Genomic DNA, 24,774 nt, shown 5'->3' with positions numbered 1-24,774 from the left:
CTTTGGATGCGTCACTCGTGGCGCAGGGCCTGGATGGGCCGGAGTTTCGCGGCCCGGTTGGCGGGATAGCTGCCGAAGAACAGGCCGATGCCCACCGAGACGCCGAGCGCCAGCACGACCGACGACGGCACGAGCACCGGCTGGATGCCGGCGACGGTGAACCGGGTGCCCGCGAACGCGACCAGCACCCCTGACAGCCCTCCCACCAGGCTCAGCAGGGTCGCCTCCAGCAGGAACTGGCCCAGGATGGCGCTTCGGGGCGCGCCGATGGCCTTGCGGATGCCGATCTCGCGGGTCCGCTCGGTGACGGTCACCAGCATGATGTTGGTGATGCCGATGCCGCCGACCAGCAGGGAGATGGCGGCGACGGCGCCGAGCAGCACGGTGAACGTGCCGGTCGCCTGGCTCACCGTCTCCTGCAGGGTGGCCTGGTTCAGCAGCCGGTAGTCGGGGTTGTCGCCCGTGATGCCGTGCCGCTGGTTGAGGATGGCCGTGACCTCGGACTGCGCCGACTGGGTGGCCTCCGCCCCGGTCGCCTGGACGACGATCGAGTTGAGCGTCCCGAACCCGGTCAGGCTCTGCTGCACGGCGGGCAGCGGCGCGACGGCGACGTCGTCGGCGTCCTGGCCGCCGGTCGAGCCGGTCTCCTTGAGCACGCCGACGACCGTGAACGGCACGCCGGAGATGCTGACCTGCTTGCCGACCGGGTCGACTGGGCCGAACAGTTCTTCGACCACGGTCTGCCCGAGCACCACGACCTTCCTGGCGGCCAGCACGTCGTCGTTGAAGAAGTAGGTGCCCTTGGCGACGGGCTTGTTGGTGGCCTCGAAGTAGCTGGGGTAGGTGCCGACAAGCTGGGAGATCGTGTGGCTGGCCGCCCCGTACGCGGCGGCGGACGAGTTCGCGGACACCACCGGCGAGACCGTCCTGACGGACGGGGCCAGGGTCCTGTCGGTCAGCGCCTTGGCGTCGGCCAGGCTGAGCTGCCTGGCCTGGGTGCGCGGCCCGGTGTTCTGCCCCTGGAAGCCGCCTCCCCTGCCCCCGCCTCCGCCTCCGCCTCCGGAGAAGGACGGGGAGATCGTCAGCGTGTTCGCGCCGAGCCGCTGGATGTTCTTCTGGATACTCTGCGACGAGCCCTCGCCGACGGCGACGAGCATGATGACCGCGGCGACCCCGATGAGGATGCCGAGCGTGGTCAGCGCGCTGCGCAGCTTGTTGGCCAGCAGCCCGCGCAGCGCGAAGCGCAGGATCTCGAGCTGGTTCACCGGGCCGCCTCCACCAGCCGCGGCGGCGGACCGTCGACCGGGGCCTGGCGGACGTCCTCCACGATCTCGCCGTCGACCAGTCTGATCACCCGTTTGGCGTGCGCGGACACGTCGTTCTCGTGGGTGATGAGCACGATCGTGCGGCCCGACTGGCTGAGCCGGTCCAGGATCTCCAGCACGTCGCGGGTGGAGGCGGTGTCGAGGTTTCCGGTGGGCTCGTCGGCCAGCAGCAGCGCGGGGGCGGTGACCAGGGCCCTGGCGACGGCCACACGCTGCTGCTGGCCTCCGGAGAGCTGGTTGGGCTCGTGGTGGATCCGTTCGGTCAGGCCGACCTGCTCCAGCGCGGCCAGCGCCCGCGAGCGCCGCTCGGCCTGGCCGACCCCGCCGTAGACGAGCGGCAGCTCGACGTTGGCCAGCGCGCTCATGCGCGGGATCAGGTTGAACGACTGGAAGACGAAGCCGACCCTGCGGTTGCGCAGCACGGCGAGCTGGTGCTCGTCGAGCCGCCCCACGTCGGCGCCGTCGATCAGGTAGCGGCCGGCAGTCGGGACGTCCAGGCAGCCGAGGATGTTCATCAGCGTGGACTTGCCCGACCCGGAGGCGCCCATGATGGCGACGTAGTCGCCGCGCTCGACGTCCAGGCTGACGCCGCGCAGCGCGCGGACCTTGGCATCGCCCTCGCCGTACTCCTTGACGAGGTCCTGCACGCGCAGGACGGGAGCCGTCATCGGGCGCCTCCCGGCACGCCGCCCGGGCCGCCACCGGGGAAGCCGCCGCCGAACCCGCCCTGGCGCAGGTTGCCGCCGGTGATGCTGGTGACGGGCGGGACGAGCTGGTCGCCTTCCGACACGCCGGACTTGATCTCGGTGAGCGCCGTGCCCCGCACGCCGAGCACGACCGGTGTCCTGCTCTGCCGCCCGTTCCTGAGGATCGTGACCGTGCTCTGCCCGCCGCTGGTGGAGATCGCCGTGGACGGAACGGCCACGACGTTCTCGGCCCGGCCGACCACGACCTCGACGGTGGCGGTCTGCCCGAGCCGCACCTGGCCGGGGACCTTGGTGAAGGAGATCGTGACCGGGTACTGGACGACGTTGTTGGTGGTGGCGGCGACCGGGTCGATCTGGGTGACCTTGCCGGTCGCGGTGACGCCGGGCAGCGCGTCGAAGGTGACGGTGGCCGCCTGGCCGACCTTGAGCTTGGAGACGTCCGACTCGGTGAAGGAGCCGACGAGCTGGAGCTTCTTCGTGTCGGCCAGCTCGACGAAGCCCGAGCCGCCTGCCGACTGGCTGGACTGGCTCGACTGACTGGACTGGCTCGACTGGGACTGCGCCGCCGAGCCGCCCGAGGAGGAGCCGCCGACCGCGCCGTTCACCGCCGTGACCGTCCCGCTGAACGGGGCTTTCAGCACGGTGGCCGCCACCGCCCGTTCGGCCTCCCTGTAGGCGTTGCGGGCCTTGACGTAGCTCGCGTAGAGCTGGGCGGTCGAGGTCCCGTCGTCCACGGCGGTCTGGTAGGTGGCCTTGGCGGCTGAGAGGCTGTCCTGGGCGGCGTCGTCGTCGAGCCTGGCGAGGATGTCGCCCTTGCCGACCTGGTCGCCCGCCTTGACGTAGACGCGCTCGACCGTGCCGTTCGTCCCGAACGCGAGCGACCTGCTCCTGGAGCTCGCGACCGCTCCCGAGGCAGACACCGCGGCCACCACGGAGGCACGGGACGCGGTCACCGTGCGCACGCTCGTCTCGCCTGCCGCCTGTCCCGTGCCGAGCTGGGCGTACGCGAACGCGGCACCGCCCAGCAGGAGCACCCCTAGCGCTCCGTTGGTCATCAGCGCTCTGCGCCTTGTCGACACCTTCACAGGCCGTGACCCTTGCACACCAGCCTGCGCCACAGCCGCGAGCCAGCTGAAGGTTCGCTGACAACCCCGTGCCCCGTCAGGACGCACAGGCAACTCTGAGCTCGCTCGCAGCCCGGCGCCAACCTGCCGGGCCAGGATGGGCCACCATGAGACCGACTTTCCGCGCGCGCACGCTGGGCGGGCTGGCCCTCGCCGTCCTGGTGGCCGGGTCCGGCCTGGTGTTCGCGCTGCGCGACGACGCACCGCCCGGCGTCCAGGTACGGCTGGCCGCCGCCAAGCGGGGCGTGGTCACCGCCTCGGTCACGGCCGCGGGCAGCACCGTGGACGGCTCGCGCCGCGACCTGGCCTTCGCCTCCTCGGGGACGGTGACCAAGGTCTACGTGAAGGTCGGCGCCAAGGTGGCGAAGGGGCAGGTGCTGGCCAGGATCGACAGCCGCGCCGCCCGCGAGGCGCACGCGGCCGCCGAGGCCGACCTGGCCGCGGCCAGGGAAGCGCTGGAGTCGGCGTCGTCCAGCACCGCCACCTGCCCGCCCACCGCCGCGACGGGCGCCGGTGGCGGGCGTTTCGGGCCCTCCGAGCCTCCCTCGGCGAGCGTCAGCCCGACGCCCGGCTCGACCTCTTGGCCGACGCCCTCGCCCACGCACACGCCGCCCTCCGGGCCTGCCGAGCCGCCCGGTCAGGAGCCGCAGCCGACGGTCACCGTGACAGTGACCGCCACCGTGACCGCCACTGTGACCGCCACCGTGGCGGAGACCGTCACCGCCACCCCGAGCGGCAAGCCGACGTCCGGCGCCAAGCCGTCCAGCACGGCGAAGCCCACCGGAAAGCCCACAGGGAAGCCGGCGGCCACGCCCTCGGGGCGGCCGACCACCACGGGGCGCCCCACAGGCGGGCCGTCGGCCAGGCCAAGCAGGCAGGCGACGGGCGGGCCTCGGCCGTCCCAGAGCGCGGGCGGCTGCCAGCGCGGCGGCCTCAGCGAGGAGCAGGCCGCCGCCGACGTGGACAGGGCGGAGGCGGCGCTGGAGCAGGCCGCCGACGCGGTCCGCGGCACCAGGATCGTGGCCCCGGCGGCGGGGACCGTCCTGTCACTGGCGGGCGCGGCCGGCGACAGCGCCGCAACCGGCACCTTCGTCAGCCTGGGCGACCTGAACGAGCTCCAGGTGCAGGCCATGGTCACCGAGTCGGACGTGAGCCGGCTCAAGCTCGGCCAGCGGGCCCAGATCACGCTGGCGACAAGGAACGGCGAGCGCCACACCGGCAGGGTGACCGGGATCGCGCCGACGGCCACGGTCGACGGCCAGCTCGTCCGCTACTCCGTCACGCTCGCCTTCGACGACCCGCCGAAGGGGTTGCTGCTCGGCCAGACCGCCTCGGTCTCGGTCACCACCGGAACCGCCGCCGACGCCGTCTACGTGCCGGCCGAGGCGGTGCGCAGCCGGGCGGACGGCACCTCGGTGGTCACCGTGCGTTCCGCCGGGCGCGACGCGGCGCGGGTGGTACGCACGGGGGTGCGCGGCGACCAGTACGTGGAGGTCACGTCCGGGCTGGAGGAGAGCGACCAGGTGGTGATGGCGGGCGCCGACACCGGCGAGTTCCCCGACGGGTCCTGGCCGGGAACGTCGAGCGAACCTTCAGCGACCTCCCAGCCGACGTTCAGCCACGGCTAGCGGGGCGCCCGGCGCTCGCCACCCCCGCCGGTCAGGGCGGGATCTATCGGTGCTCGCCAACCGGTGCGGGTTCTCGCTAGCGCCGGTGCTCGGCCGCCTCGCCCACCGGGATCGTCAGCCGGTGCGCGGTCTTGGCGGGCGCGCCCTTGCGGGAGATGTAGTCGAGCGTGCGGAAGTCCACGGACAGGTCGTCGCGGGTGAGCCTGGCCATCAGGTAGCCGCGCCGCTGGTCGATGTAGGAGATGTGCGGGTTCTCGGCCAAGGCCTCGGCGATCCAGGTCCGGTCCCGGTAGCCGTCGCCGTCGCTGGCGATCGACGAGGTGACCAGCTCCCTGGCGATGACCGGCGAGTCGGGGTCGTCGAAGTCGGTCTTGAGGTCGGCCTGGTGGTGCATGTGCGCGTCACCCGTCAGCACCACCGGGTTGGACGTGCCCGACAGCGACGACAGCAGCCTGGTCCGCTCGGGGGCGTAGCCGTCCCAGGAGTCCAGGTTCACCTCCCGTCCCGGGCCGACCTTGTAGTCGCGCTGGGCCATCAGGATCTGCTGGCCGAGCAGGTTCCACCTGGTGTCGGAGCCGCTCAGGCCGTCCTCCAGCCAGCGCCACTGGTCGGCGCCCAGCAGGGTGCGCCCGGTGTCCAGCCGGTCGTCGCAGCCGGCGCGCACGCCGTCCAGGCAGGCCTGGTCGTCGCGGAACTGGCGGGTGTCCAGCAGGTGGAAGCGGGCCAGCGACCCCCACGAGACGCGCCTGTTGATCCGCAGCACCGCGCCGCGCAGGCTGCCGCGGCGCAGCGGCATGTTCTCGTAGTACGCGCGGAACGCGTCGGCCCTGCGCTCGGCGAAGCCGGGCGCGCCGGTGCTGGACACCGAGCCGGCCCAGTTGTTCTCCACCTCGTGGTCGTCGAAGGCCACCAGCCACGGCGCCACCGCGTGGGCGTGCTGAAGGTCGTGGTCGCTCTTGTACTGCGCGTGCCGCAGCCGGTAGTCGGCGAGCGTGGCGCACTTGCCGGGGGTGTGCGTGCGCACCCGCCCGGCCAGGGCCGTGTAGCCGCTGGGGCCGTACTCGTACATGTAGTCGCCGAGGAAGACGACCAGGTCGGGCTCCTGCTCGGCCAGGCGGCGGTAGGCGGTGTAGTAGCCGTGCTCGTAGTGGGCGCACGCGGCGACGGCGAACGTGAGCGGCTGCTCGCCGGTCGGCGTGGTCCTGGTGCGGCCCTCGGGCGAGAGCCTGCCCTCGCTCTTGAAACGGTAGAAGTAGTCGCGCCCCGGTTCCAGGGCGGTCAGCTCGACGTGGACGCTGTGGGCGTCGCGTGACCTGGCGGTGGCCGTGCCGGACCTGACGATGGACGAGAAGCGCTCGTCGGTGGCGACCTGCCACTCGACGTCGAGGTCGCGGCCGGGCATGCCGCCGCGGCCGTCCGGGGAGAGGGGGTCGGCGGCGAGGCGGGTCCACAGGACGAACCCGTCGGCCGACGGGTCGCCGGAGGCGACGCCGAGTGTGAACGGGTCGGCTCTGAGAGTCCTGCTCGCGGATGTGGGGAGGGTCTGCGAGGCCGGGAGGAAGAGGCTCGCGGTCGCCGCTGTGAGGAAGGATCTGCGGTCCACGCTCCAGGTATGTCCAGCTCCGCTGACACCGCTATGACAGCGGAGTCAAGCGAAGATGAACAGCATCGGTCGTCCTGCGATGTCCGGCTCCAGGTCCGGCTCCAGGTCCGGTTCCAGATCCGGCTCCGGCGGGTCCGGCAGGTCAGCGGAGGGTTTCGCGGAGGGCGTCAGCGGTGGTGAAGTGGACGCCGGTCATGCCCGCGCGGCGCGCCCCCTCGACGTTCTCCGGACGGTCGTCGATGAAGACGATCTCGGCCGGGTCGGCGGCGAGCTCCTCTGCCAGGTGGTCGAAGATCTCCTTGTCCGGCTTCACCATGCCCATCCGCCCGCTGTAGTAGCGCCGGTCGATGGCCGCGATCCAGGGCAGCTCGTCCAGGCCGTCGGCCACGCAGGCCGGGGCGTTGGACAGCAGGGCCACGTCGCCGCCCTGGTCGAGCAGCTCGCGCAGGAAGGAGAGCGTGCCCTCGTCGGGGTGGGCCCAGCTCGCGACGTCCATGGAGATCAGCTGGTCGAGCTCGGCGGAGGTTACCTGCCTGCCGGTCACGGCCGACCAGTAGCCCTCAGGGGTGAGCGTGGCGCGGTCGAAGTCGAGGCGGTGCTCCCAGTAGCGGCGGCTGAACACCGCGGGGTCGGCGCGCACCATCCGCGCCATCTCCCCGGCCTCGGACTCGGGCTGCGGAAGGGACAGGACGTTGCCGTAGTCGAAGACAATCCACATCATCGAACTCCTTGGGAGTGGAGACTCCCGCCTTCAGACGGGGCTGAAGGCGGCATAGTGCCGCACGTTTGAGTCGAACCTGTGTACGAGTCCTTACTGAGCGTAGTAGCTTGTGCACGTGACGCAGTTGGTCAAGCGAGCGTTCAAGTACCGCTTCTATCCGACCCCCGAGCAGGCGTGATTATCTGCACCAGGTCAGCACACGGCTTGTTCGCGAGAACCAAGTGATCGCCGTAGAAGACCTGACCGTCCGCAACCTCGTCAAGAACCACCGCCTGGCCCGAGCCATCTGCGACGCGTCGTGGCGGGAGCTGCGCTCGATGCTGGAGTACAAAGCGGCCTGGTACGGGCGCGACCTGGTGGTCGTGGATCGCTGGTTCCCCTCCTCCAAGCTGTGCTCGGCATGCGGCACTCTGCAGGACAAGATGCCGCTGAACGTCCGGACCTGGGAATGCGCCTGCGGCGCCTCTCACGACCGGGACGTCAACGCCGCGAAGAACATCCTCGCCGCCGGGCTGGCGGAGAGGTGAAACGCCTGTGGAGCTGATGTAAGACCTCAACGGGAGAGCACCTCCTCGGCGGGCGATCGGCGGTGAAGCAGGAAACCTCACGGGCGACCGTGGGAGTCCTCATCGTTCATGATGGGGACGAGGTCAAGTCAGGAATGGTCGCAGATGGGGGTCGAGCGCCGGGCAGCCCAGGTACTTCTCGGCGGTGTGGAAGTCGATCCAGTCGAGGTTGACCAGCTCTTCGACGTCCACGCCGGCGAAGCTGCCCCGCAGGTTGGGCGGGATGGCGGCGATGTCGTCCTTGTCGGCGATGTTCACCCAGCGCTTCACGCCCTTCGGGCGCTCCCCGCGACCGTTGATCGGGGCGGGCAGGAGGCGCTCGAAGATCACGTTGCGCATGCCGAGCGGGCTGCCGAGCGTGAGGAGCAGGTCGACCTCGAGGTCGGGGTGGGCCCAGAGCGCCTCGTAGGTGACGACGCTGCCGAGGGAGTGGGCGATCACCACCTTGGGACGGTTCTTCCGGATGACGTCGGCGACGATCTGCCGGGAGCTCTCCCGCTTGACCGGGTCGGTGAGGTAGGCGGCGACCTCCGGCGCGAAGAGCTTCGCGAACGCCGCGGACCTGGTGTCGAGCCGGGCGAGCAGCCATCCCGTGAAGGTTCTGAGCGCCCCGGTGAGGTGCTCGCCGAGGCCCGACTGCTTGGCCCAGCCCATCAGCACCTGCTGGGCGGAGGTGTTCATGGCGGCGAACGCCTGCGGCCCGTCGGAGGGCTCGCCGTCGTGCAGGAGGTGGGAGAAGTACGCCACCTCGCTGAAGTACGTGCGGGCCTCGCCGCCGAGGGCCGCCTGCAGGTAGCGGTCCCACTTGAGGCGCATGGCCTCGGCCGCCCCCTCCGCCGAGCTCCCCGCCTCGACGTAGTAGTTGTACTTGCCGATCCCGTGCACGCCGACGATGCCCGTCACTGCGCCTCCCGCCTGACCCCGTAGCCTTTCGCGATACCTTTCGCGATAGTGGCATACGACGCTTACGCCTGACCGTCAACCTGGTTCGCGGGGAAGACGATGCCACGGAAATGCACTTGCTATCCGCATATATCAGCCAGATACGGTGACATTCGCTTACGAGGACGTGAAGGAGCACACCGCCATGCCAGGCCCGCTGGTCGTCAACGACTCGGTCGTCATTCCCGACGCCGAACTGGTCTGGCGTTTCTCGCGCTCCTCCGGCCCCGGCGGGCAGGGGGTCAACACCACTGACAGCCGGGTGGAGCTCTCCTTCGACGTCTCGTCCAGCACCGCCCTGCCGGCGGCGCTGAAGGCGCGCGCCCTGGATCGCCTGGGCTCCCCCGTCATCACGATCGCCGCCTCGGAGCATCGCTCCCAGCTACGCAACCGGGAGGCCGCCGAGCAGCGCCTCGCGCAGCGGCTGCGCGAGGCCATCGCGCCCCCGCCGAAGCGCCGCCGCCCCACCAAGCCCAGCCGGGGCGCCGTGGAGCGCCGCATCGCCGCCAAGAAGCAGCGCTCCGACCTGAAACGCCAGCGCCGCGCTCCCTGAGCGCGCGAGGCGCACACCGGCCCCGGATGCGTCGCCGAAAGCCCGGCACGCGCTCAGAGCGACAGGGCGGGCTCTCGCGCCAGGGCGCGGGCCCTGACGGGCGGCGGCCGCCTGACGGGGGCGGGGCAGAGCTGGCCGATGACCTCCCGTACCTGGTCGAGCAGGCCGCGATGCAGCAGGCTGCCCCTGTCGTCGAAGTACGGCCCGGACGGCGTGACCACCAGCTCGGAGCCGACGACCACCGCTCCCGCGGCCGTGAACTCCTTGACCAGCTCCGTCTGCGCCCACATCGCGCCGCAGGCCCGCGCGCTCGCGCAGACCACCGCCACGTGCCTGCCCGCCAGCGCCCGGTCCGCGCGCAGCCAGTTCAGCGCGTGATACAGCTCGGCGGGCAGCAGGCAGTACTCGGGCGCCGTCACCAGCACCGCGTCGGACTCGTCCAGCGTCTTGCGCAGCTCGCCCACCGGCCCGGGAACGGGCCCGGAGGTGAACGGCGGGATGTCGCCGAGGCCCTGCCAGCTCTCGAACTCGGCCCAGGCGGGCAGCTCGCGCGCCGCCGCCTCCAGCAGGCGGTTGTTGAAGGACCCCGCGTGGAAGCCGGCGGCGATCCCGATGACTCTCACCCTCGCCTCCCAGGGTCTCGGTGCCGGTAGCGAAGACCTTCCCGACGGCCGCGTCCGTGAAGACCAGTGCCCGGTCAAGGGTCATCGTTTGTCGGTCAAGGTGGGTCATGAGGTGATGAGGCACACGCGCGTAGGTTTGTCCTGATTGAGGGTGTCGCGTCTCGGTCTGGACATGATGAGCCACGGCTGTTCCTGCCTGAGGAGGCGGCGGAGCCGATCGTGCGCCGTGCCGTCGAGGGCGGGGTACCGCTGGGACGCCGAGACCCCGATCGAGGAGAGCATGACGGCGCTGGACGACGCCCTCGCCGCCCTCGACCTGAGCCTGGACGCGGAGGAGGTGGCCAGGCTGGAGGCTCCCTACACGCCGCGGTCGCCGTCCGGGTACGCGTGGTGATCCCCCGGGCGGCGGAAGACGAGCACGAGCACGCGCAGCACCAGGATCGAGGCGATCACCAGCAGGTTGTAGCCGAGCAGCTGGAACAGGCTGACCGAGCCCTTGATCACCTCGGGCCCGCCGTCGGTGCCGAGCAGCAGGACCGCCATCAGCCCCGCCGTCGCGCCGAGCACCGTGAGCAGCACCTGGTGCAGCAGGCCGGTCAGGAAGCGGCGGTCGCGCTCGTCGGCCAGGAGCCGGACGTTCAGCGTGAAGCGCCCGTGCTCGGCGGCGCTGGCGATGCGCTCGACGCGGCGCGGCAGGCGGCGCAGCATCGGCAGCAGCGCCGCCAGCTCGGTGACGGCGGCCTCCTTGACGCTGTCGACGTCGAGCTGCTCGGTCAGATAGCGGGAGGCGAACGAGCGGGCCTCGCCGATGAGGTTGAACCCGGGCGAGAGCCTGACGAGGGTGCCCTCCAGAGTGGCGAGCGCCCGGAAGACGGCGGCGACCTCGGGCGGGATCGACAACCCGTACTGTGAGACGATCTTGAACAGGTCGGTGAACATGGCGACGCTGTCGGTGCCGGGCGCCAGGTGCTTGGCCATGAACTGGCCGAGCGCCCGTTCCAGGGCGGCCTCTTCAATGTCCTCGGGGCGTGGCACGACCTCCAGCAGCGCGTCGGTCACGCCGAGCGGGTCCTGGCGGTTCATGGCCAGCAGGAAGCGCTGCAGGGCGGAGCGGACGGAGGCGTCGAGCCTGCCGACGGAGCCGAAGTCGAGCAGGCCGAGCGTCCCGTCGTCGAGCAGCATCAGGTTGCCCGGGTGCGGGTCGGCGTGGAAGACGCCCTCGACGAGGATCTGCCTGAGCAGGCAGTCGAGCAGGTCGCGGGCGAGCGTGTGGCCCCGCTCCGGGCCGGCGGCCGTGACCGGCCCGCCCGACAGGCGCTGCATGACCAGGACCCGCTCGGTGCACATGGCGCTCACCGGCGCGGGGTAGGTGACGTTGCCGCCGTTGGACGCGGCGACGGCCGCCATGTTGCCCGCCTCGACGCGGAAGTCGAGCTCCTCGCGGATCGCGACGGCGAACCCCTCGGCCAGGTCGCGCAGGCCGAGGGAGCGCCCCCAGCGGGTGCGGGTCTCCAGCGTGCCGGCCAGCCGCCTGACGATGTCGAGGTCTCGGGCGACGACCTGGCCGATGTCCGGGCGCCGCACCTTGACCACGACGCTCTCACCGCTGTGCAGGCGGGCGGTGTGGGCCTGCCCGACCGACGCGGCGGCCAGCGGCTTCCTGTCGAACGCGGCGAACACGTCCTCGACCGGGCCGCCCAGCTCGGCGACCAGGACCGGTTCGATCTGCTCCCACGGCGCGGGCGAGACCTGGTCCTGGAGCTTGCCGAGCTCCTCCACGAACTCGGGCGGCAGCAGGTCACGCCTGGTGGACAGCACCTGGCCGAGCTTGACGAAGGTGACGCCACCGTCGTCGAGGGCCTCGCGCAGCGAGCGGGCCAGCCGCGCCCTGCCGGAACGGTCGCCGAGCGAGCCGCCCCGGCCCCGCAGGTAGGGGCCGAGGCCGTGCCTGAAGGCGATCCTGGTGATCTGCGAGTAGCGCCTGCCCCGCGACAGGCGCCCGCGCAGGGACCTGAGGAACTCCAGCGGGCCGGGGATCGACCCCGGCGGCACCAGCGCCTCGGCGAGCACCAGGACCACCATGGGGATGAGCACCACGCACATGACCGCGAGGAGCACCAGCGCCAGGGCGCCGATGACGCTGTCGCCCTCCTGGAGCCCCTCGGGCCCGAACGAGGAGAAGATCGGCTCCAGCACCGGCCGCGACAGCGAGAGGGCGACCAGTGCCGCGAGGGACGTGCGGATCACGCCGAGCCTGACCCCGAGCAGCCGCTGGGCCACCACCGCCAGCCCGGCGATCGTTAGCAGGACGGTGACGGAGAAGACCAGCGTGAGGGGGAAGCTCATGAGGCTCGATCATCCCATGGCGGTACGCGCCCTGCGCTCCTCCCTGCGGGCCACGAACCTGGCGGCCGTGGTCTCGGTCTTGGCCAGGAACGCGGCCAGCTCCTCGCGGGCCTGCTCGCCCTGGGCGTCCAGGCCGGTCTTGTCGAAGACCGCCCACTGGCGCAGCACCGGCATGAGCACGTCGTCGAGGTGCAGCCGCAGGTCGTAGATGCCCTCGTTGGCGATGATCATCGCCTTGCGGGTGAAGCCCTCGATGCCGGAGCCCGGCATCTGGAAGGTGGTGACGACGTCGGTCACGGCCCGCATGGTCTGGTTCGGGTCCAGCTCGAAGGCGGCCTTGAGCAGGTTGCGGTAGAAGAGCATGTGCAGGTTCTCGTCGGCGGCGATCCTGGCCAGCAGCCGCTCGCAGCCCTCGTCGCCGGAGGCCCTGCCGGTGTTGCGGTGCGCGATGCGGGTCGCCAGCTCCTGGAAGGAGACGTAGGCGAGCTGCTGGAGCATGGTGCCGTACTCGGTGGCGAAGCCGCTCTCCATGTGGACCATGCGGGCGCGCTCCAGCGCGACGGGGTCGACGGCGCGGGTCACGGTGAGGTAGTCGCGGATGGCGGTGCCGTGCCGGCCCTCCTCGGCGGTCCAGCGGTGCACCCAGGTGCCCCAGGCGCCGTCGCGGCCGAAGGTGGTGGCGATCTCGTGGTGGTAGCTGGGGAGGTTGTCCTCCGTCAGCAGGTTGACGATGAGGGAGATGCGGGCGGCCTCCGGGATCTTGGAGTCGCTCTCCTGCCAGGCCTCGCCCCCGTAGACGCCGTCGAAGTCACGGCCTTCGCTCCACGGGACGTACTCGTGCGGGAACCACTCCTTGGCCATCTTGTGATGGCGATCGAGCTCCCCGGCGACCACGGGCTCCAGCTCGTGCAGCAGTTCCGTCTGAGTCATCGCCATGAAAGTTCGTCTCCCTGTCTGGTTACGGTACCGTAGGTTAGGCTACCGGAAGGACATACCGGTCAATTAGGGTGCCCGTATGCGCCCCAGTGTCCGCGGTGTCCTGCTCGATCACGACGACCGTCTGATGATCTTCCGCCGTACCGTGCCAGGCCGGGAGGTCTACTGGTCGGTGCCGGGGGGCCACGTGGAGCCGGAGGACGCCAGCCTGGAGCACACCCTGCGCAGGGAGTTGCTGGAGGAACTGGGCGCCACCGTGTCGAGCGTGACACCGCTGACCACGCTCAGCTACCCATGGGAGGGCGGGCTCAAAACCCAGCACCTCTACGGCTGCCGCCTGGTGGAACTCGATCCGGCGCGGCGTCACGGCCCCGAGTTCGAGGACCCGTCGCGGGGCGGGTACGAGGTGGTGCGGCTGCCGCTCGCGGAGTCGGAGATCACCTCGCGGCACGTCGTCCCGGAGGCCGTGGCCGCCTACCTCTCGCGCCACATCACGGCGCTCCCTCAGCTGATCGACGGACCCTCTCACGACACCGTGGAGCGCTCTCTCAGCTGATCGACGGAGCCTCTCACGGCGCCTCAGAGCGCTCCTCCCCAGGTAGATGCGGGCCATGGGGCTCACCCTGCCATCGCTACCTGCCGGCGCCTGTCAGGTTCAGATCATGTCGATGAGGTCGGCCACCGAGTCGACCACCAGCGACGGCCGGTAGGGGAAGCGGTCGATCTGGGCCTTCTGGGTGACGCCGGTGAGCACCAGGATGGTGAACAGCCCGGCCTCCATGCCGCACACGACGTCGGTGTCCATCCGGTCGCCGATCATCGCGGTGGTCTCGCTGTGGCCCTCGATGGAGTTGAGGGCGCTGCGCATCATGCGGGGGTTGGGCTTGCCGACGAAGTAGGGGGCGACGCCGGTCGCCTTGGTGATCAAGGCGGCGACCGCGCCGCACGCGGGCAGCGAGCCCTCGGTGGACGGGCCGACCGGGTCCGGGTTGGTCGCGATGAAGCGGGCGCCACCCTCGATGAGGCGGATCGCCCGGGTGATCTGGGTGAAGCTGTAGGTGCGGGTCTCGCCGAGCACCACGTAGTCGGGGTCGAGGTCGGTGAGCACGTACCCGACCTCGTGCAGCGCCGTGGTCAGCCCGGCCTCGCCGATGACGTAGGCGGAGCCGCCGGGGCGCTGGTCGTGGAGGAACTCCGCGGTGGCCAGGGCGGAGGTCCAGATCGACTCGGCGGGCACGTCGAGCCCGGCCGCGTGCAGCCGGACCGACAGGTCGCGCTGGGTATAGATGGAGTTGTTCGTCAGGACCCTGAACGGCTTGCCGGACTCGCTGAGCCGTTTGATGAACTCGTCGGCGCCGGGCACCGGACGCCCCTCGTGCACCAGGACGCCGTCCATGTCGGAGAGCCAGGAGTCGATCCGCTTACGCTCGGTCACGCGGCCATGCTACCGAGAGCGGCTCATCGACTTCCTGTCCGGGATGTGAAGAATGGCTTTCATGTCGTTCACTGACTCCGCCCAGGACATGCGGGACGAACTCGTCCGCCTCCGCCACTCCCTGCACGCCACCCCGGAGCTCGGACTCACCCTGCCACGTACCCAGGAGAAGGTCCTGGCGGCGCTCGACGGGCTGCCTCTGGAGATCACCACCGGCACGAACCTCAGCTCGGTCACCGCCGTCCTGAGGGGCGGCCGGCCGGGGCCCGCGGTGCTCCTGCGCGGCGACATGGACGCGCTGCCCGTGACCGAACGCAACGACCTGCCCTACATCTCGCAGATCGACGGCCAGATGCACGCCTGCGGCCACGACCTGCACACCGCCATGCTGGCGGGGTCGGCGCACCTGCTCAGCGCGCGGCGCGAGGAGCTCGCCGGAGACGTGATCTTCATGTTCCAGCCCGGCGAGGAGGGGCACGAGGGCGCCAGGCACATGATCGAGGAGGGGGTGCTCGACGCGGCGGGTGAGCGCCCGGTGGCCGCGTACGGCATGCACGTGATCTCGTCGTACCTGCCGTCGGGGCTGTTCGCCTCGCGGCCGGGGCCGGTGATGGCGGCGGCGGACGTGTTCAGGGTGACCGTCAAGGGCCGTGGCGGCCACGGCTCCAGCCCGCACCGGGCGCTGGACCCGATCCAGGCCGGGTGCGAGATGGTGACGGCGCTGCAGTCGATGGTGACCCGCTCGTTCGACGTCTTCGACCCGGTGGTGGTGACCGTCGGCTCCTTCCACGGCGGGACGGTCGACAACGTGATCCCGGACGAGGCGCACTTCGAGGCGACGGTGCGCACGTTCAGCAAGGACACCCGGGCCGCGGTGATGCGCCGCCTGGTCGAGGTCGTCGAGGGCGTCGCCGCCGCGCACGGGCTCGCGGTGGAGGCGTCGTTCGGCATGGGCTACCCGGTGACGGTCAACGACCCCGCCGAGGCGGAGTTCGCGGGCAGGACCGCCGACGAGCTGTTCGGCCCCGGCCGGTTCTTCGTCGCCCCGCAGCCGATCATGGGGTCGGAGGACTTCTCGTTCGTGCTGGAGGAGGTGCCGGGGGCGTTCCTCTTCCTGGGCGCCTGCCCGCCCGACCGCGACCCGGCCACCGCGCCGTACAACCACTCCCCCGAGGCGGTCTTCGACGACTCGGTCCTCCCTGACGGCGCGGCGCTGTACGCCGCTCTCGCCTTCTCCCGGCTGGCGTCCGCCTGAGGATCCGCCCGGAGATCGGCCGCGCCCGGTTGGGAGAGCGCCTGACAGGGCACGGGGATCTCAGTGCTCGGCGGACGAAGGAGGCGGGTCTGATGCGGGCTTGGGTGGTGGAGAGCCCCGGGCCGGCGGCGACCTGGCCGCTCACCCTGGTCGAACGGCCGGTGCCCGCGCCCGGCCCCGGCGAGGTGCTCGTCCGGGTCGAGGCGTGCGGCGTCTGCCGGACCGACCTGCACCTGGCCGAGGGCGACCTGCCGCCGCGGCGGCCCCTGACCTCGCCCGGCCACCAGGTGGTCGGGCGGGTCGTCGGGCGCGGCGACGGCGAGTCCTCCTGGCCCGCCGAGGGGGCGCGAGTGGGGGTCGCCTGGCTGCGGAGCACCTGCGGCGTCTGCCCTTACTGCCGCCGGGGGCTGGAGAACCTCTGCCCGTCCTCGACCTACACCGGATGGGACGCCGACGGCGGGTACGCCGAGTACCTCACGGCCCCCGCCGCGTACGTGTACGCGCTGCCCGACGATCCGCCCGCCGAGCACCTGGCGCCGCTGCTGTGCGCGGGGATCATCGGCTACCGGGCGCTGCTCCGGTCGGACCTGCCGAAAGGCGGGCGGCTGGGGATCTACGGGTTCGGCGCGTCGGCGCACCTGACGGCGCAGGCGGCCATCGCCCAGGGGGCCGTCGTGCACGTCGTGACCAGGTCACGGGCCGCCAGGGAGCTCGCCCTCGAACTGGGCGCCGCCTCCGCGTCCGACGACCGGCCGCCGGAGCCGCTGGACTCGGCGATCCTGTTCGCGCCGGTCGGGACGCTGGTGCCCGACGCGCTGGAAGCCCTCGACAGGGGCGGCACGCTGGCGGTCGCGGGCATCCATCTCACCGACATTCCCACCCTGAACTACGAGCGGGACCTGTTCCAGGAAAGGACGCTGCGCAGCGTCACCGCCAACACCAGGGCGGACGGTCGCGCGTACCTCCAGCAAGCTTTTACTTATCCCCCTGACGTGCACACGACCCCCTATCCCTTCGAGGATGCCGGGCGCGCACTTGCCGATTTGGCGAATGAGCAGGTCAGAGGGGCTGCTGTCCTTCTCATACAGTGAGGTGAGTCGCGTGGCGACGAGCGTCATCCAGGGCCCCTATGAAGGAAAGTTACATTACACTCACAACACCTGGAGATTATTGACGCAGGATTCGCGCGACCGTAGGGTCCGGACAACCCCAAGACCCTCAACAGGTCCGACATCCCCGGAGCGGTACATGAAGCGACTGGCAGCGGTAGTGGCGTTGCTGGGCCTTGCCACCGTCACAGCAGCATGCAGCGGTGGTTCCACCAAGACGTCCGGCTCGGGCGGTGGTGGCGGGCTCTTCACCACGATCGACGTGAACAGGCCGGGCATCGACGCGAGCGCCCCCGCCAATCCTTACAACCCGAAGGGCAACTCCTTCCTCGGGTACAACTCGATGAAGCTCGGCTTCGTCAAGAACCACCTGACGGACCCCAACCAGGCCTACCCCGGCATCGCGGCCAGCTGGGAGGTCGCACCCGACAACTCGTCGATCACCCTGCACCTGCAGCCGAACAACAAGTGGTCCGACGGGAAGCCGGTGACCGCCGAGGACGTCAAGCTGTCCATCGGCATCGCCTACACCCAGGGCAGCACCGCCTTCGCGATCACGCCGGGTGCGGCGGGCGCGGCGGCCGACGTGCAGGTCGTCGACGACCACACGGTCAAGGTCACCCAGGACATGAAGAACCCCAGCATGAAGTTCGCCCGCGGCGTGCTCGACACGATCGTGGTGCCGGCCGGCGTCTGGGGCAGCGTGCTCCCCGCCGACTTCTGGGACAAGCTCAAGGCCTCCAGGGGCGAGGGCCCCGACGCCGAGAAGGCGCGCGAGGTGATCACCGCCCTGGGCGAGAAGATCATCGCCTTCGCCCCGCCGAAGGACACCTCCGCCGGCCCGTTCACCCTTGAGCGGGTCAACCCGGGCGAGGCGCTGCTCGTCAAGAACAAGAACTTCTACAACGCCGCACAGGTCGCGCCCGACCAGGTGAAGTTCCTCAACTACACCGGTAACGAGCAGATCTGGAACTACCTGATCGCCGGCAAGCTCGACCAGGCCGGCTTCACCGCGGCCCCGACCGACGTGATGAACCGGATCAAGCAGGCTGCCGGCAGCCAGCTCATCAAGGGTTTCTCCCCGGTCTCGGTCGGCATGGCGTTCAACCAGAGCAAGAAGCCCTACGACAACGTGCACGTGCGCAGGGGCCTGGCCTACCTGATCGACCGCGACCAGGTGACCAAGGTTGCCTCGCCCGAGGGCGGCACGCCGGCGGTGACGACGTCCGGCATCCACCAGAAGCCCGCGCAGGAGTGGCTCGGCTCGGAGCTGAGCGCCCTGGAGCCGTACAAGTACGACGTGGCCAAGGCCGAGGCGGAGTTCAAGGCCGCCGGCCTGCAGAAGAAGGACGGCAAGTGGGCGCTGGCCGACGGCTCGCCGTGGAAGGTCTCCATGCACGCCCCGGCCGGTTTCTCCGACTGGATCTCCGCTGAGGAGAACATCAAGGGCCAGCTCACCGAGAACGGCGTCGACGCGGAGGTCGTCACGACCGCCGACTACCCGCTGTACCTCGAGGAGATCGCCGCCGGCAAGTACGACGTCGGCTTCTGGCTGCTGGCTCTCGGCCCCGCGCCGTACGACATCTACCAGCGCCTCTTCGGCGCCTCCAACGGCTGGACCAACGTCGCGGGCAAGATCGCGCACGCTGCTCCCGGCAAGGGCGGCAACTGGATGGGCAGCAAGGAGACGATCGACGTCGACGGCGTCGGCAAGGTCAACCCCGGTGAGCTGACCGGCAAGCTGAACGCCGCCTCGGCGGACCAGGCCAAGCCGATCATGCTGCAGCTGGCCAAGGCGGCCAACCAGGACCTGCCGGCCATCCAGCTCTGGGACTACGTGAACACCCAGTTCACCAACACGAGCCGCTTCAGCGGCTGGCCCGAGCAGGACAGCGACGTCCTGCGCCTTCCTGCCGGAGTCTGGATTCAGCTCGGCATGGTGAAGAAGAAGCAGTAGCACATGACGGTTATCGCACGGCGACTCGCGGGCCACGTGGCCCGCGGGATCGTCATGATTCTCGTGGTCGCCACGATCAGTTTCTTCATCATCAGGAGCATTCCCGGCGACCCCGTCGCCGCGAAGTTCCAGAAGCTGGTCGAGCAGGGCATGTCACCCGAAGCGGCCGAGCGGGCTACAGCCGTCATGTACGGCTTCCTGCCCAAGGGCACGCTGTGGCAGCAGTACGTCGACTACATGTCGGGCCTGGCCCGCTTCGACCTCGGCGTGTCAGTCACCAACCCGGGCACCCCGGTGACCACGGTGCTCGGCGAGGCGGCCAAGTGGACCGTTCTACCGGTGCTCGCGGGCACGCTGCTGAGCTTCCTGGTCGGCATCGTGCTGGGCGTCTACGCCGCCATCAAGCGCTCGGGCAAGCTCGGCGACGTGCTCGCCATCTCCGGCTCGCTGCTGCACGGCGTGCCGCAGTACGTGCTGGCGCTGCTGATGGGCGCGATCTTCACCACGCTGATCCCGATCCTGCCCGAGGGCGGCACCGCGGACATCCTGTTCGAGCCCGGCTTCAACGCCGGCTACATCGGCTCGCTGATCGAGCACGCCACACTGCCGGTCGTCACGTACGCGCTGGCCAGCTACGGCGGCTGGATCCTGGCCATGAAGTCGAGCGTGGTCACGGTGCTCGGCGACGACTTCATCCTGGCCTCCGAGCTGCGGGGGATGAAACGGTCGATCATCTTCAGGTACATCGCGCGCAACGCGATCCTGCCGCTCTTCACGATCCTCGCGCTCTCGCTCGGCCTGCTGTTCGGCGGCGCGATCTTCATCGAGCGGATCTTCAACTATCCGGGGCTCGGGTTCCTGCTCATCGACAGCATCAGCAACCGCGACTACGCCCTGATGGGCGGCGCGTTCCTGCTGATCACGCTGGCGATCATCGTGGCGAACATCCTGGCCGACCTGTTCTACACGGTGATCGACCCGCGGGTGCGCTCCGGTGAGGAGGTTTCGTCATGAGCAGCGTCGTCCTGGAAGGCGCCAGCACGGCGGCGACCATGCGCCGCAACTTCTGGCGCGGCGTCTGGCGGGTGATGAGGCGCAAGCCGAGCCGCCTGGTCGGCGCGGTCATCGTGGTCGGCTTCGCGTTCATGGGCCTGTTCGGGCCGATGTTCTACCCCGCGATGCTGCCCCGCGACCCGGCGGGCATCTACGCGCCGATCAGCGCCGAGCACTGGTTCGGCACCGACGGCCAGGGCCGTGACGTGCTGGCGCTGGTCGTCACCGGCTCCCGCTACGTGCTGCTGAGCGCGCTGGTGACCGCGGTCATCACGGTCGTGTTCGGCACCGGGATCGGGCTGTTCTCCGGCTTCAAGCGGGGCCGCTGGGACACCGTGCTCATGCGGGTCACCGACATGAAGCTCACCATCCCCGGGCTGCCGCTGCTGCTGGTCCTGTCAACGGTCTGGAAGTTCGGCAGCGCCGTCGAGATGGGCCTGCTGCTCGGGCTCCTCGGTTGGGGCGGCGTCGCGCGGGCCGTCCGGTCGCAGACGCTGTCGCTGCGCGAGCGCGGCTTCATCGAGGCGGCCCGCGGGCTCGGGCTCTCCACGAGGCACATCGTGGGCAAGGAGCTGCTGCCGAGCATGGCGCCCTACATCGCGATGAACATGCTCATCGCGGTCACCGGCGCCGTCTACGCGCAGGTCGGACTGTTCTTCCTGGGTGTCCTGCCGTACGAGGCGGACAACTGGGGCGTGATGCTCAACCTGGCCGTGTTCGGCGGCGGCGCGATGACCACCACCGCGGCCCTGCCGTACATGCTGGCGCCGCTGCTGGCGATCCTGCTGCTCACGCTCGGGATCGTGCTGGTGGTCGACGCCATGGACGAGATCTTCAACCCCAGGCTGCGTGAGGAGTGAAAGTGGCACAGCAGGCAAGCCAGCAGGTCCCCCAGCGGGCGGCTGGGCAGGCGCCGGGAGTGCGCATCGACAGCCTCACGGTCGTCTACAAGACGCCCGCGGGCGAGTTGCCCGCCGTCAGGAACGTCAGCCTGACGCTGGAACCCGGCACGATCACCGGCATCGTCGGCGAGTCGGGCTCCGGCAAGTCCACGCTCGCGCTGTCGCTGCTGAACGCGGTCCAGCCGCCCGGCAGGATCTCGGCGGGCAGCGTGGAGATCGACGGGCTCGGCGACGTCGTGACGTTCGAGGGTGAGAAGCTCCGCAAGGCCAGGGGGGCGCACGTCGGGTACGTGTTCCAAGCGGCGCAGAACTCCCTCAACCCGCTCAAGACGGTCGGCAAGCAGCTGCTCGACCTCGGCCGCTCGCACGGGGTCGAGGACCTGCGCGGGCTGGTGCGCGAGGCCAGGGAGCTGCTGGGCCGGATGGGCCTCGACGGCGCCAGGGTGCTCGACTCGCACCAGCACGAGCTGTCCGGCGGCATGCGCCAGCGGGTCGGCATCATGCTGGCCCTGGTGCTCAACGCGCACCTGGTCGTGCTGGACGAGCCGACCACCGCGCTCGACATGATCACGCAGGCGAACATCCTGAAGATCGTCCGCGAGGTGCACGCCGAGCGCGGGCTCACCACGCTGGTCATCACGCACGACATCGGCGTGGTCGCCGAGGTCGCCGACAGGCTCGCGGTCATGTACGGCGGACGCCTGGTCGAGCAGGGCCCCACCAGGGAGGTGCTCGGCGCGCCCAAGCACCCGTACACCAGGGGCCTGATCAACGCCATCCCCCGGCTCGTCGGCGACATCGACGAGGCGCGGGCGCTGCCCGGCCGCCCGCCGACGCTGGCGACCGTGCCGAAGCTGGGCTGCGTGTTCCGGGAGCGGTGCGCGGTGCGGATGGACGTCTGTGACACCGACGACCCTGAGGCCGTCGCCCACGGATCGAGGATCGTCGCCTGCCATGCGGTGACCGTGAAGGAGCACGCGTGATTACGGGGAAGGGCATCACCAAGACCTTCAAGCAGCGGGGCAACGTCCTCGGCGGGCGGGAGGTGCATGCCCTGCGCGGCGTGGACTTCTCCATCGCCAAGGGCGGGTCGGCGTCGTTCATCGGCGAGTCCGGCTGCGGGAAGACCACGCTCGGGCGGATCATCGCGGGGCTGGAGTCGTACGACGGGGGCGAGGTCTCGATCGACGGGACCCCCATGTCGCCGCTCAAGCCCAAGCAGCGGCAGCCGCACTTCCGCAAGATCCAGATGATCCATCAGGACCCGTACTCGGCCCTGAACCCGACCAGGACCATCCACCAGACCCTGTACGCGCCGCTGGCCCTGCGGGCCGGGCAGACGGGGCGGTCGAAGGCGTGGATCGAGGAGCGGGCGGCCGAGGTGCTGTCGCTGGTCGGCCTGGACCCGGGCACGGTGCTCGCGCGCTACCCGCACCAGCTGTCCGGCGGCATGCGCCAGCGCGTGGTGATCGCCCGCGCGCTGACCGTGGACCCGGAGATGCTCGTCGCCGACGAGGCCGTCTCCATGATCGACGTGTCGCTGCGGCTCGGCATCCTGGCCCTGCTGAAGGACCTGCGGGAGCGGCTCGGCGTGAGCGTCCTGTTCATCACGCACGACGTGGCGACGGCGCGGTACATCGGCGACGACGGCGAGCTGTACGTCATCTACCGGGGGCAGGTCGTGGAGCGCGGCCCTGTCGACACGGTCATCGCCGACCCGGTGCATCCGTACACGCAGTCGCTGCTGTCGGCCATCCCGGTGCTGCACGGGCTGGAGCAGCCCGGCGAGCAGCCGGTGGTGCCGGTGGAGTCGCTCAACGGGGCCCAGTCGGAGGAGGGCTGCCTGTTCGCGGGCCGCTGCCCGTTCCGTACCGACCGCTGCGAGTCCGAGCTGCCGCTCCTCGGGGTGACGGACGGGTTCCCGCAGGAGCACGCGTGCTTCCATCCCGAGCGCCGCAGCGTGATCGCCCGCCCGATGAGCGAGGTGTGACCCGTTGTCCGATGCCGGAGACGCGGTGAGCGGCAAGCTGCTCCTGGGGGCCGCGGAGGTGGCGCGAGCCGCGCTGGTGTACGACGCCGGCGAGGCCGCGGCGCTCGTCCGGAGGCTGGCCGAGCCGCCGCCCGACCGGCGGTGGACCGCCATCGGCGACGACGGAGGCGTGGTGATGGCGTCCGTCTCCACCCGGGACCCCGCGGTCGGGCACCTCGACCTGCTGGCGGTGCACCCGCGCGTGCAGGGGCGGGGACGCGGCAGGGAGCTGGTGCGCGCGGCCGAGGAGTGGCTGCGGATCGAGGGGGCCACGCAGGCCCGCTTCACCGGGAACCCGCCGTGCTACGCCTGGCCCGGCATCGACGTCCGTTACACGGCCGCCGCGTGCCTGGCCGAGAGCCTGGGGTACGAGCGGTACGACGTCGCCTGGAACATGACGGCCGACCTGTCCGTGGACCTGTCGGTCGACTCCGAGGTGGCGCGGCTCGCGCGAGCCGGGGTGGCCGTCCACGCGGCCGGCGAGAGCCGCGAGCGGGTCGTGGAGTTCGTCCGCGAGCAGTGGAACGACAGCTGGGCCTGGGAGGCCGCGAACGCCTCCGGGCTGCACTACGCCGAGCGCGAGGGCGAGATCCTGGGGTTCGCCGCGTGGGGCGCCCGGCCGGCGTGGTTCGGGCCGATGGGCACCGCCCCCACGGCGACGGGCCTGGGGGTCGGCAGGGTGCTTCTCAGACGGTGCCTGGCCGAGCAGCGCGCTGCCGGCCAGTCCGACGCCCAGATCGGCTGGGTGGGTCCGCTGCGGTTCTACTCGCGCGCCGTGGGCGCGCGAGCGGAACGCGTCTTCTGGCTCTACCGTCGCGACCTGGCGTGATGTCAGGCGTAGAGCAGTGGTCCTTCGGGGTGTGCGGGGTCGGGGCAGAGCTCGCGCGGGTCCTCTCCCGCGTCCAGGCACCTGGTGAGGGTGTCGGAGCCCCACAGGTGGTCCATGAACAGGTCGGAGCCCCGCCAGGTGAAGTGGTCCGGGTAGAGGACGCGGGCCACGTGCAGCATCGACAGGCCGGTCAGCACCGGCCTGAAGGCCGTCCTGTCGGACACGTGCAGCTGTACCCCCCTGACCGCGACGCCCGCGTGCTTGTGGAACGTGGGCGTGAACCAGGTGTCACGGAAGCGCACCCCCGGCAGCCCGAGCGCGTTGAGCTCGGACGCGAACCTGTCGTCCACGTACGGGGCGCCGACCAGCTCGAACGGGCGGGTGGTGCCCCGGCCCTCGGAGAAGTCGGTCCCCTCGAACAGCGCGGTTCCCGGGTAGACGGTCACGGTGTCGAGGGTCGGCATGTTGACCGACGGCATCACCCACGGCAGCCCGGTCTCCTCGAAGCCCATGTCGCGCCGCCAGCCGTCCATCGTGACGACGTGCAGGTCCAGGTCGAAGCCGAACAGCGTGGCGAGCTCCCCCGCGGTCCTGCCGTGCCGCACGGGCAGCGGGAACCTGCCGACGAAGCTGGCGAACGCCGGGTCGAGCATCGGCCCCTCCGTCACCAGGCCCCCCAGCGGGTTGGGACGGTCCAGGACCACGAACCGCACGCCGAGCCTGGACGCCGACGCCATCAGGTCGTACATGGTCCAGATGTAGGTGTAGAAGCGGGCGCCCACGTCGGCGATGTCGAAGACCAGCGTGTCCACGCCGGAACGCGCCACCACCTCGTCCAGCGCCGCCCCGTCGATCTTGTGGGTGTCGAAGACGGGCAGGCCCGTCCTGGGGTCCGTCGTGTCCCCCTCGCTGAAGTTCGCCTGCGCGGTTCCCCGCATGCCGTGTTCCGGGCCGAACAGGGCGGTCAGCGGTGCTCCCGCCGCGCTCAGCGCGTCGAGAGTGAGGGTCAGATCAGGCAGGACGCCAGTGGGATTGGTGATCAGGCCGAGACGGGCTCCTCCGGCGAGTGCGGGATCCGCGGCCAGCCGTTCAGCTCCGGTGCGTACGTATGACATGAACCCATTGTCTGAA

24 protein-coding genes and 1 pseudogene are annotated in these 24,774 nt (G+C 70.7%); 14 read left to right on the top strand and 11 right to left on the bottom strand.

The genetic code is table 11. The annotated features are described in order from the left end of the window. Positions 1–11 precede the first annotated feature (11 nt). Genes ABZ297_RS12105 through ABZ297_RS12095 form a run of 3 tightly spaced genes read right to left on the bottom strand, consistent with a single transcriptional unit; the run spans position 12 to position 3,087 of the window. Entirely contained in the window at positions 12–1,265 is a 1,254-nt protein-coding gene (locus ABZ297_RS12105; protein WP_355343510.1) for an ABC transporter permease, read from the bottom strand. Further along, positions 1,262–1,993 carry an ABC transporter ATP-binding protein gene (locus ABZ297_RS12100; protein WP_355343507.1) on the bottom strand — a complete coding sequence of 244 codons (732 nt, stop codon included), beginning with the start codon at positions 1,991–1,993 and terminating at the stop codon, positions 1,262–1,264. Before ABZ297_RS12100 ends, ABZ297_RS12105 begins: the two co-directional genes overlap by 4 nt. After that, a complete protein-coding gene (locus tag ABZ297_RS12095; protein WP_355343504.1) occupies positions 1,990–3,087 on the bottom strand; it encodes a biotin/lipoyl-binding protein in 1,098 nt (365 codons plus the stop codon). Before ABZ297_RS12095 ends, ABZ297_RS12100 begins: the two co-directional genes overlap by 4 nt. A gap of 176 nt (positions 3,088–3,263) precedes the next feature. Between ABZ297_RS12095 and ABZ297_RS12090 the strand changes: the two genes are divergently transcribed. Beyond that, positions 3,264–4,784, top strand: coding sequence for an efflux RND transporter periplasmic adaptor subunit (locus tag ABZ297_RS12090; protein WP_355343501.1), 1,521 nt, complete (start codon positions 3,264–3,266; stop codon positions 4,782–4,784). Between the two features lie 76 nt (positions 4,785–4,860). Here the strand turns inward: ABZ297_RS12090 and ABZ297_RS12085 are convergent, their stop codons facing one another. Beyond that, complete coding sequence (locus ABZ297_RS12085) at positions 4,861–6,387, bottom strand: alkaline phosphatase D family protein (RefSeq protein WP_355343498.1); 1,527 nt, start codon at positions 6,385–6,387, stop codon at positions 4,861–4,863. Between the two features lie 142 nt (positions 6,388–6,529). Beyond that, positions 6,530–7,108, bottom strand: coding sequence for an HAD family phosphatase (locus ABZ297_RS12080; RefSeq protein ID WP_355343495.1), 579 nt, complete (start codon positions 7,106–7,108; stop codon positions 6,530–6,532). A gap of 109 nt (positions 7,109–7,217) precedes the next feature. Between ABZ297_RS12080 and ABZ297_RS12075 the strand changes: the two genes are divergently transcribed. Both ABZ297_RS12075 and ABZ297_RS12070 read left to right on the top strand, forming a co-directional pair. Beyond that, positions 7,218–7,286 carry a helix-turn-helix domain-containing protein gene (locus ABZ297_RS12075; RefSeq protein ID WP_355343567.1) on the top strand — a complete coding sequence of 23 codons (69 nt, stop codon included), beginning with the start codon at positions 7,218–7,220 and terminating at the stop codon, positions 7,284–7,286. Continuing rightward, positions 7,279–7,742: pseudogene (locus tag ABZ297_RS12070) on the top strand (RNA-guided endonuclease TnpB family protein); the annotation flags it as partial. The gene ABZ297_RS12075 and the pseudogene ABZ297_RS12070, both read left to right, overlap by 8 nt. A 16-nt stretch (positions 7,743–7,758) precedes the next feature. On the opposite strand, the gene ABZ297_RS12065 reads toward ABZ297_RS12070, so the two are convergent. Next, positions 7,759–8,577 (bottom strand): hypothetical protein, encoded by an 819-nt coding sequence (locus ABZ297_RS12065; protein WP_355343492.1) that lies wholly within the window; start codon positions 8,575–8,577, stop codon positions 7,759–7,761. Between the two features lie 184 nt (positions 8,578–8,761). Here ABZ297_RS12065 and arfB point away from each other — a divergent pair, with 184 nt between their 5' ends. Beyond that, positions 8,762–9,169, top strand: coding sequence for an alternative ribosome rescue aminoacyl-tRNA hydrolase ArfB (gene arfB / locus ABZ297_RS12060; protein ID WP_355343564.1), 408 nt, complete (start codon positions 8,762–8,764; stop codon positions 9,167–9,169). 53 nt (positions 9,170–9,222) lie between these two features. Here the strand turns inward: arfB and ABZ297_RS12055 are convergent, their stop codons facing one another. Continuing rightward, a complete protein-coding gene (locus ABZ297_RS12055) occupies positions 9,223–9,792 on the bottom strand; it encodes an NAD(P)H-dependent oxidoreductase (RefSeq protein WP_355343489.1) in 570 nt (189 codons plus the stop codon). Between the two features lie 226 nt (positions 9,793–10,018). Between ABZ297_RS12055 and ABZ297_RS12050 the strand changes: the two genes are divergently transcribed. Then, a complete protein-coding gene (locus tag ABZ297_RS12050) occupies positions 10,019–10,186 on the top strand; it encodes a hypothetical protein (protein WP_355343486.1) in 168 nt (55 codons plus the stop codon). Here ABZ297_RS12050 and ABZ297_RS12045 read toward each other — a convergent pair. Together ABZ297_RS12045 and ABZ297_RS12040 are read right to left on the bottom strand one after the other, a co-directional pair. After that, positions 10,150–12,138 (bottom strand): AarF/UbiB family protein, encoded by a 1,989-nt coding sequence (locus ABZ297_RS12045; RefSeq protein WP_355343483.1) that lies wholly within the window; start codon positions 12,136–12,138, stop codon positions 10,150–10,152. The two genes, ABZ297_RS12050 and ABZ297_RS12045, sit on opposite strands and share 37 nt — an antisense overlap. Before the next feature lie 9 nt (positions 12,139–12,147). Then, a complete protein-coding gene (locus tag ABZ297_RS12040) occupies positions 12,148–13,074 on the bottom strand; it encodes an acyl-ACP desaturase (RefSeq protein ID WP_355343480.1) in 927 nt (308 codons plus the stop codon). A gap of 79 nt (positions 13,075–13,153) precedes the next feature. Here ABZ297_RS12040 and ABZ297_RS12035 point away from each other — a divergent pair, with 79 nt between their 5' ends. Next, entirely contained in the window at positions 13,154–13,630 is a 477-nt protein-coding gene (locus tag ABZ297_RS12035; RefSeq protein ID WP_355343477.1) for an NUDIX hydrolase, read from the top strand. A gap of 99 nt (positions 13,631–13,729) precedes the next feature. On the opposite strand, the gene ABZ297_RS12030 is transcribed toward ABZ297_RS12035, so the two are convergent. Next, positions 13,730–14,470, bottom strand: a complete 741-nt coding sequence (locus ABZ297_RS12030; RefSeq protein WP_355343561.1) for an HAD-IIA family hydrolase — start codon at positions 14,468–14,470, stop codon at positions 13,730–13,732. A gap of 100 nt (positions 14,471–14,570) precedes the next feature. Here ABZ297_RS12030 and ABZ297_RS12025 point away from each other — a divergent pair, with 100 nt between their 5' ends. The 8 genes from ABZ297_RS12025 (at position 14,571) to ABZ297_RS11990 (ending at position 23,643) form a co-directional block, all read left to right on the top strand. Continuing rightward, positions 14,571–15,764, top strand: a complete 1,194-nt coding sequence (locus ABZ297_RS12025; RefSeq protein ID WP_355343474.1) for a M20 family metallopeptidase — start codon at positions 14,571–14,573, stop codon at positions 15,762–15,764. A 92-nt stretch (positions 15,765–15,856) separates the two neighbouring features. Further along, positions 15,857–16,855 (top strand): zinc-dependent alcohol dehydrogenase family protein, encoded by a 999-nt coding sequence (locus ABZ297_RS12020; RefSeq protein ID WP_355343471.1) that lies wholly within the window; start codon positions 15,857–15,859, stop codon positions 16,853–16,855. Positions 16,856–17,012: 157 nt separating this feature from the next. Beyond that, entirely contained in the window at positions 17,013–18,830 is a 1,818-nt protein-coding gene (locus tag ABZ297_RS12015) for an ABC transporter substrate-binding protein (protein WP_355343468.1), read from the top strand. Positions 18,831–18,833: 3 nt separating this feature from the next. Then, entirely contained in the window at positions 18,834–19,844 is a 1,011-nt protein-coding gene (locus tag ABZ297_RS12010) for an ABC transporter permease (protein WP_355343466.1), read from the top strand. Beyond that, complete coding sequence (locus ABZ297_RS12005) at positions 19,841–20,743, top strand: ABC transporter permease (RefSeq protein WP_355343463.1); 903 nt, start codon at positions 19,841–19,843, stop codon at positions 20,741–20,743. The genes ABZ297_RS12010 and ABZ297_RS12005 overlap by 4 nt, the downstream gene beginning before the upstream one ends. A 2-nt stretch (positions 20,744–20,745) precedes the next feature. Next, complete coding sequence (locus tag ABZ297_RS12000; RefSeq protein ID WP_355343460.1) at positions 20,746–21,768, top strand: ABC transporter ATP-binding protein; 1,023 nt, start codon at positions 20,746–20,748, stop codon at positions 21,766–21,768. Beyond that, positions 21,765–22,775, top strand: a complete 1,011-nt coding sequence (locus ABZ297_RS11995; RefSeq protein ID WP_355343457.1) for an ABC transporter ATP-binding protein — start codon at positions 21,765–21,767, stop codon at positions 22,773–22,775. The genes ABZ297_RS12000 and ABZ297_RS11995 overlap by 4 nt, the downstream gene beginning before the upstream one ends. A gap of 4 nt (positions 22,776–22,779) precedes the next feature. After that, the gene (locus ABZ297_RS11990; protein WP_355343454.1) at positions 22,780–23,643 is read left to right on the top strand and encodes a GNAT family N-acetyltransferase; all 864 of its coding nucleotides are present in this window, start codon (positions 22,780–22,782) and stop codon (positions 23,641–23,643) included. A 2-nt stretch (positions 23,644–23,645) separates the two neighbouring features. On the opposite strand, the gene ABZ297_RS11985 is transcribed toward ABZ297_RS11990, so the two are convergent. Then, positions 23,646–24,758: a DUF1343 domain-containing protein gene (locus ABZ297_RS11985; RefSeq protein WP_355343451.1), complete on the bottom strand. Its 1,113-nt coding sequence runs from the start codon at positions 24,756–24,758 to the stop codon at positions 23,646–23,648. Positions 24,759–24,774 lie beyond the last annotated feature (16 nt).

The organism is Nonomuraea sp. NPDC005983 (genome assembly GCF_040614375.1).
Lineage (GTDB): Bacteria > Actinomycetota > Actinomycetes > Streptosporangiales > Streptosporangiaceae > Nonomuraea.
The sequence above is the reverse complement of the archived record's forward strand: the minus strand, read 5'-3'. Positions and strand labels throughout refer to the sequence as shown.

Bases quoted from the DNA above. Each gene is read 5' to 3' on its own strand.
- ABZ297_RS12100 (WP_355343507.1), bottom strand. From the start codon at position 1,993: ATGACGGCTCCCGTCCTGCGCGTGCAGGACCTCGTCAAGGAGTACGGC.
- ABZ297_RS12095 (WP_355343504.1), bottom strand. From the start codon at position 3,087: ATGACCAACGGAGCGCTAGGGGTGCTCCTGCTGGGCGGTGCCGCGTTC.
- ABZ297_RS12090 (WP_355343501.1), top strand. From the start codon at position 3,264: ATGAGACCGACTTTCCGCGCGCGCACGCTGGGCGGGCTGGCCCTCGCC.
- ABZ297_RS12080 (WP_355343495.1), bottom strand. From the start codon at position 7,108: ATGATGTGGATTGTCTTCGACTACGGCAACGTCCTGTCCCTTCCGCAG.
- arfB (WP_355343564.1), top strand. From the start codon at position 8,762: ATGCCAGGCCCGCTGGTCGTCAACGACTCGGTCGTCATTCCCGACGCC.
- ABZ297_RS12045 (WP_355343483.1), bottom strand. From the start codon at position 12,138: ATGAGCTTCCCCCTCACGCTGGTCTTCTCCGTCACCGTCCTGCTAACG.
- ABZ297_RS12040 (WP_355343480.1), bottom strand. From the start codon at position 13,074: ATGGCGATGACTCAGACGGAACTGCTGCACGAGCTGGAGCCCGTGGTC.
- ABZ297_RS12035 (WP_355343477.1), top strand. From the start codon at position 13,154: ATGCGCCCCAGTGTCCGCGGTGTCCTGCTCGATCACGACGACCGTCTG.
- ABZ297_RS12030 (WP_355343561.1), bottom strand. From the start codon at position 14,470: ATGGACGGCGTCCTGGTGCACGAGGGGCGTCCGGTGCCCGGCGCCGAC.
- ABZ297_RS12025 (WP_355343474.1), top strand. From the start codon at position 14,571: ATGTCGTTCACTGACTCCGCCCAGGACATGCGGGACGAACTCGTCCGC.
- ABZ297_RS12020 (WP_355343471.1), top strand. From the start codon at position 15,857: ATGCGGGCTTGGGTGGTGGAGAGCCCCGGGCCGGCGGCGACCTGGCCG.
- ABZ297_RS12015 (WP_355343468.1), top strand. From the start codon at position 17,013: ATGAAGCGACTGGCAGCGGTAGTGGCGTTGCTGGGCCTTGCCACCGTC.
- ABZ297_RS12010 (WP_355343466.1), top strand. From the start codon at position 18,834: ATGACGGTTATCGCACGGCGACTCGCGGGCCACGTGGCCCGCGGGATC.
- ABZ297_RS12005 (WP_355343463.1), top strand. From the start codon at position 19,841: ATGAGCAGCGTCGTCCTGGAAGGCGCCAGCACGGCGGCGACCATGCGC.
- ABZ297_RS11985 (WP_355343451.1), bottom strand. From the start codon at position 24,758: ATGTCATACGTACGCACCGGAGCTGAACGGCTGGCCGCGGATCCCGCA.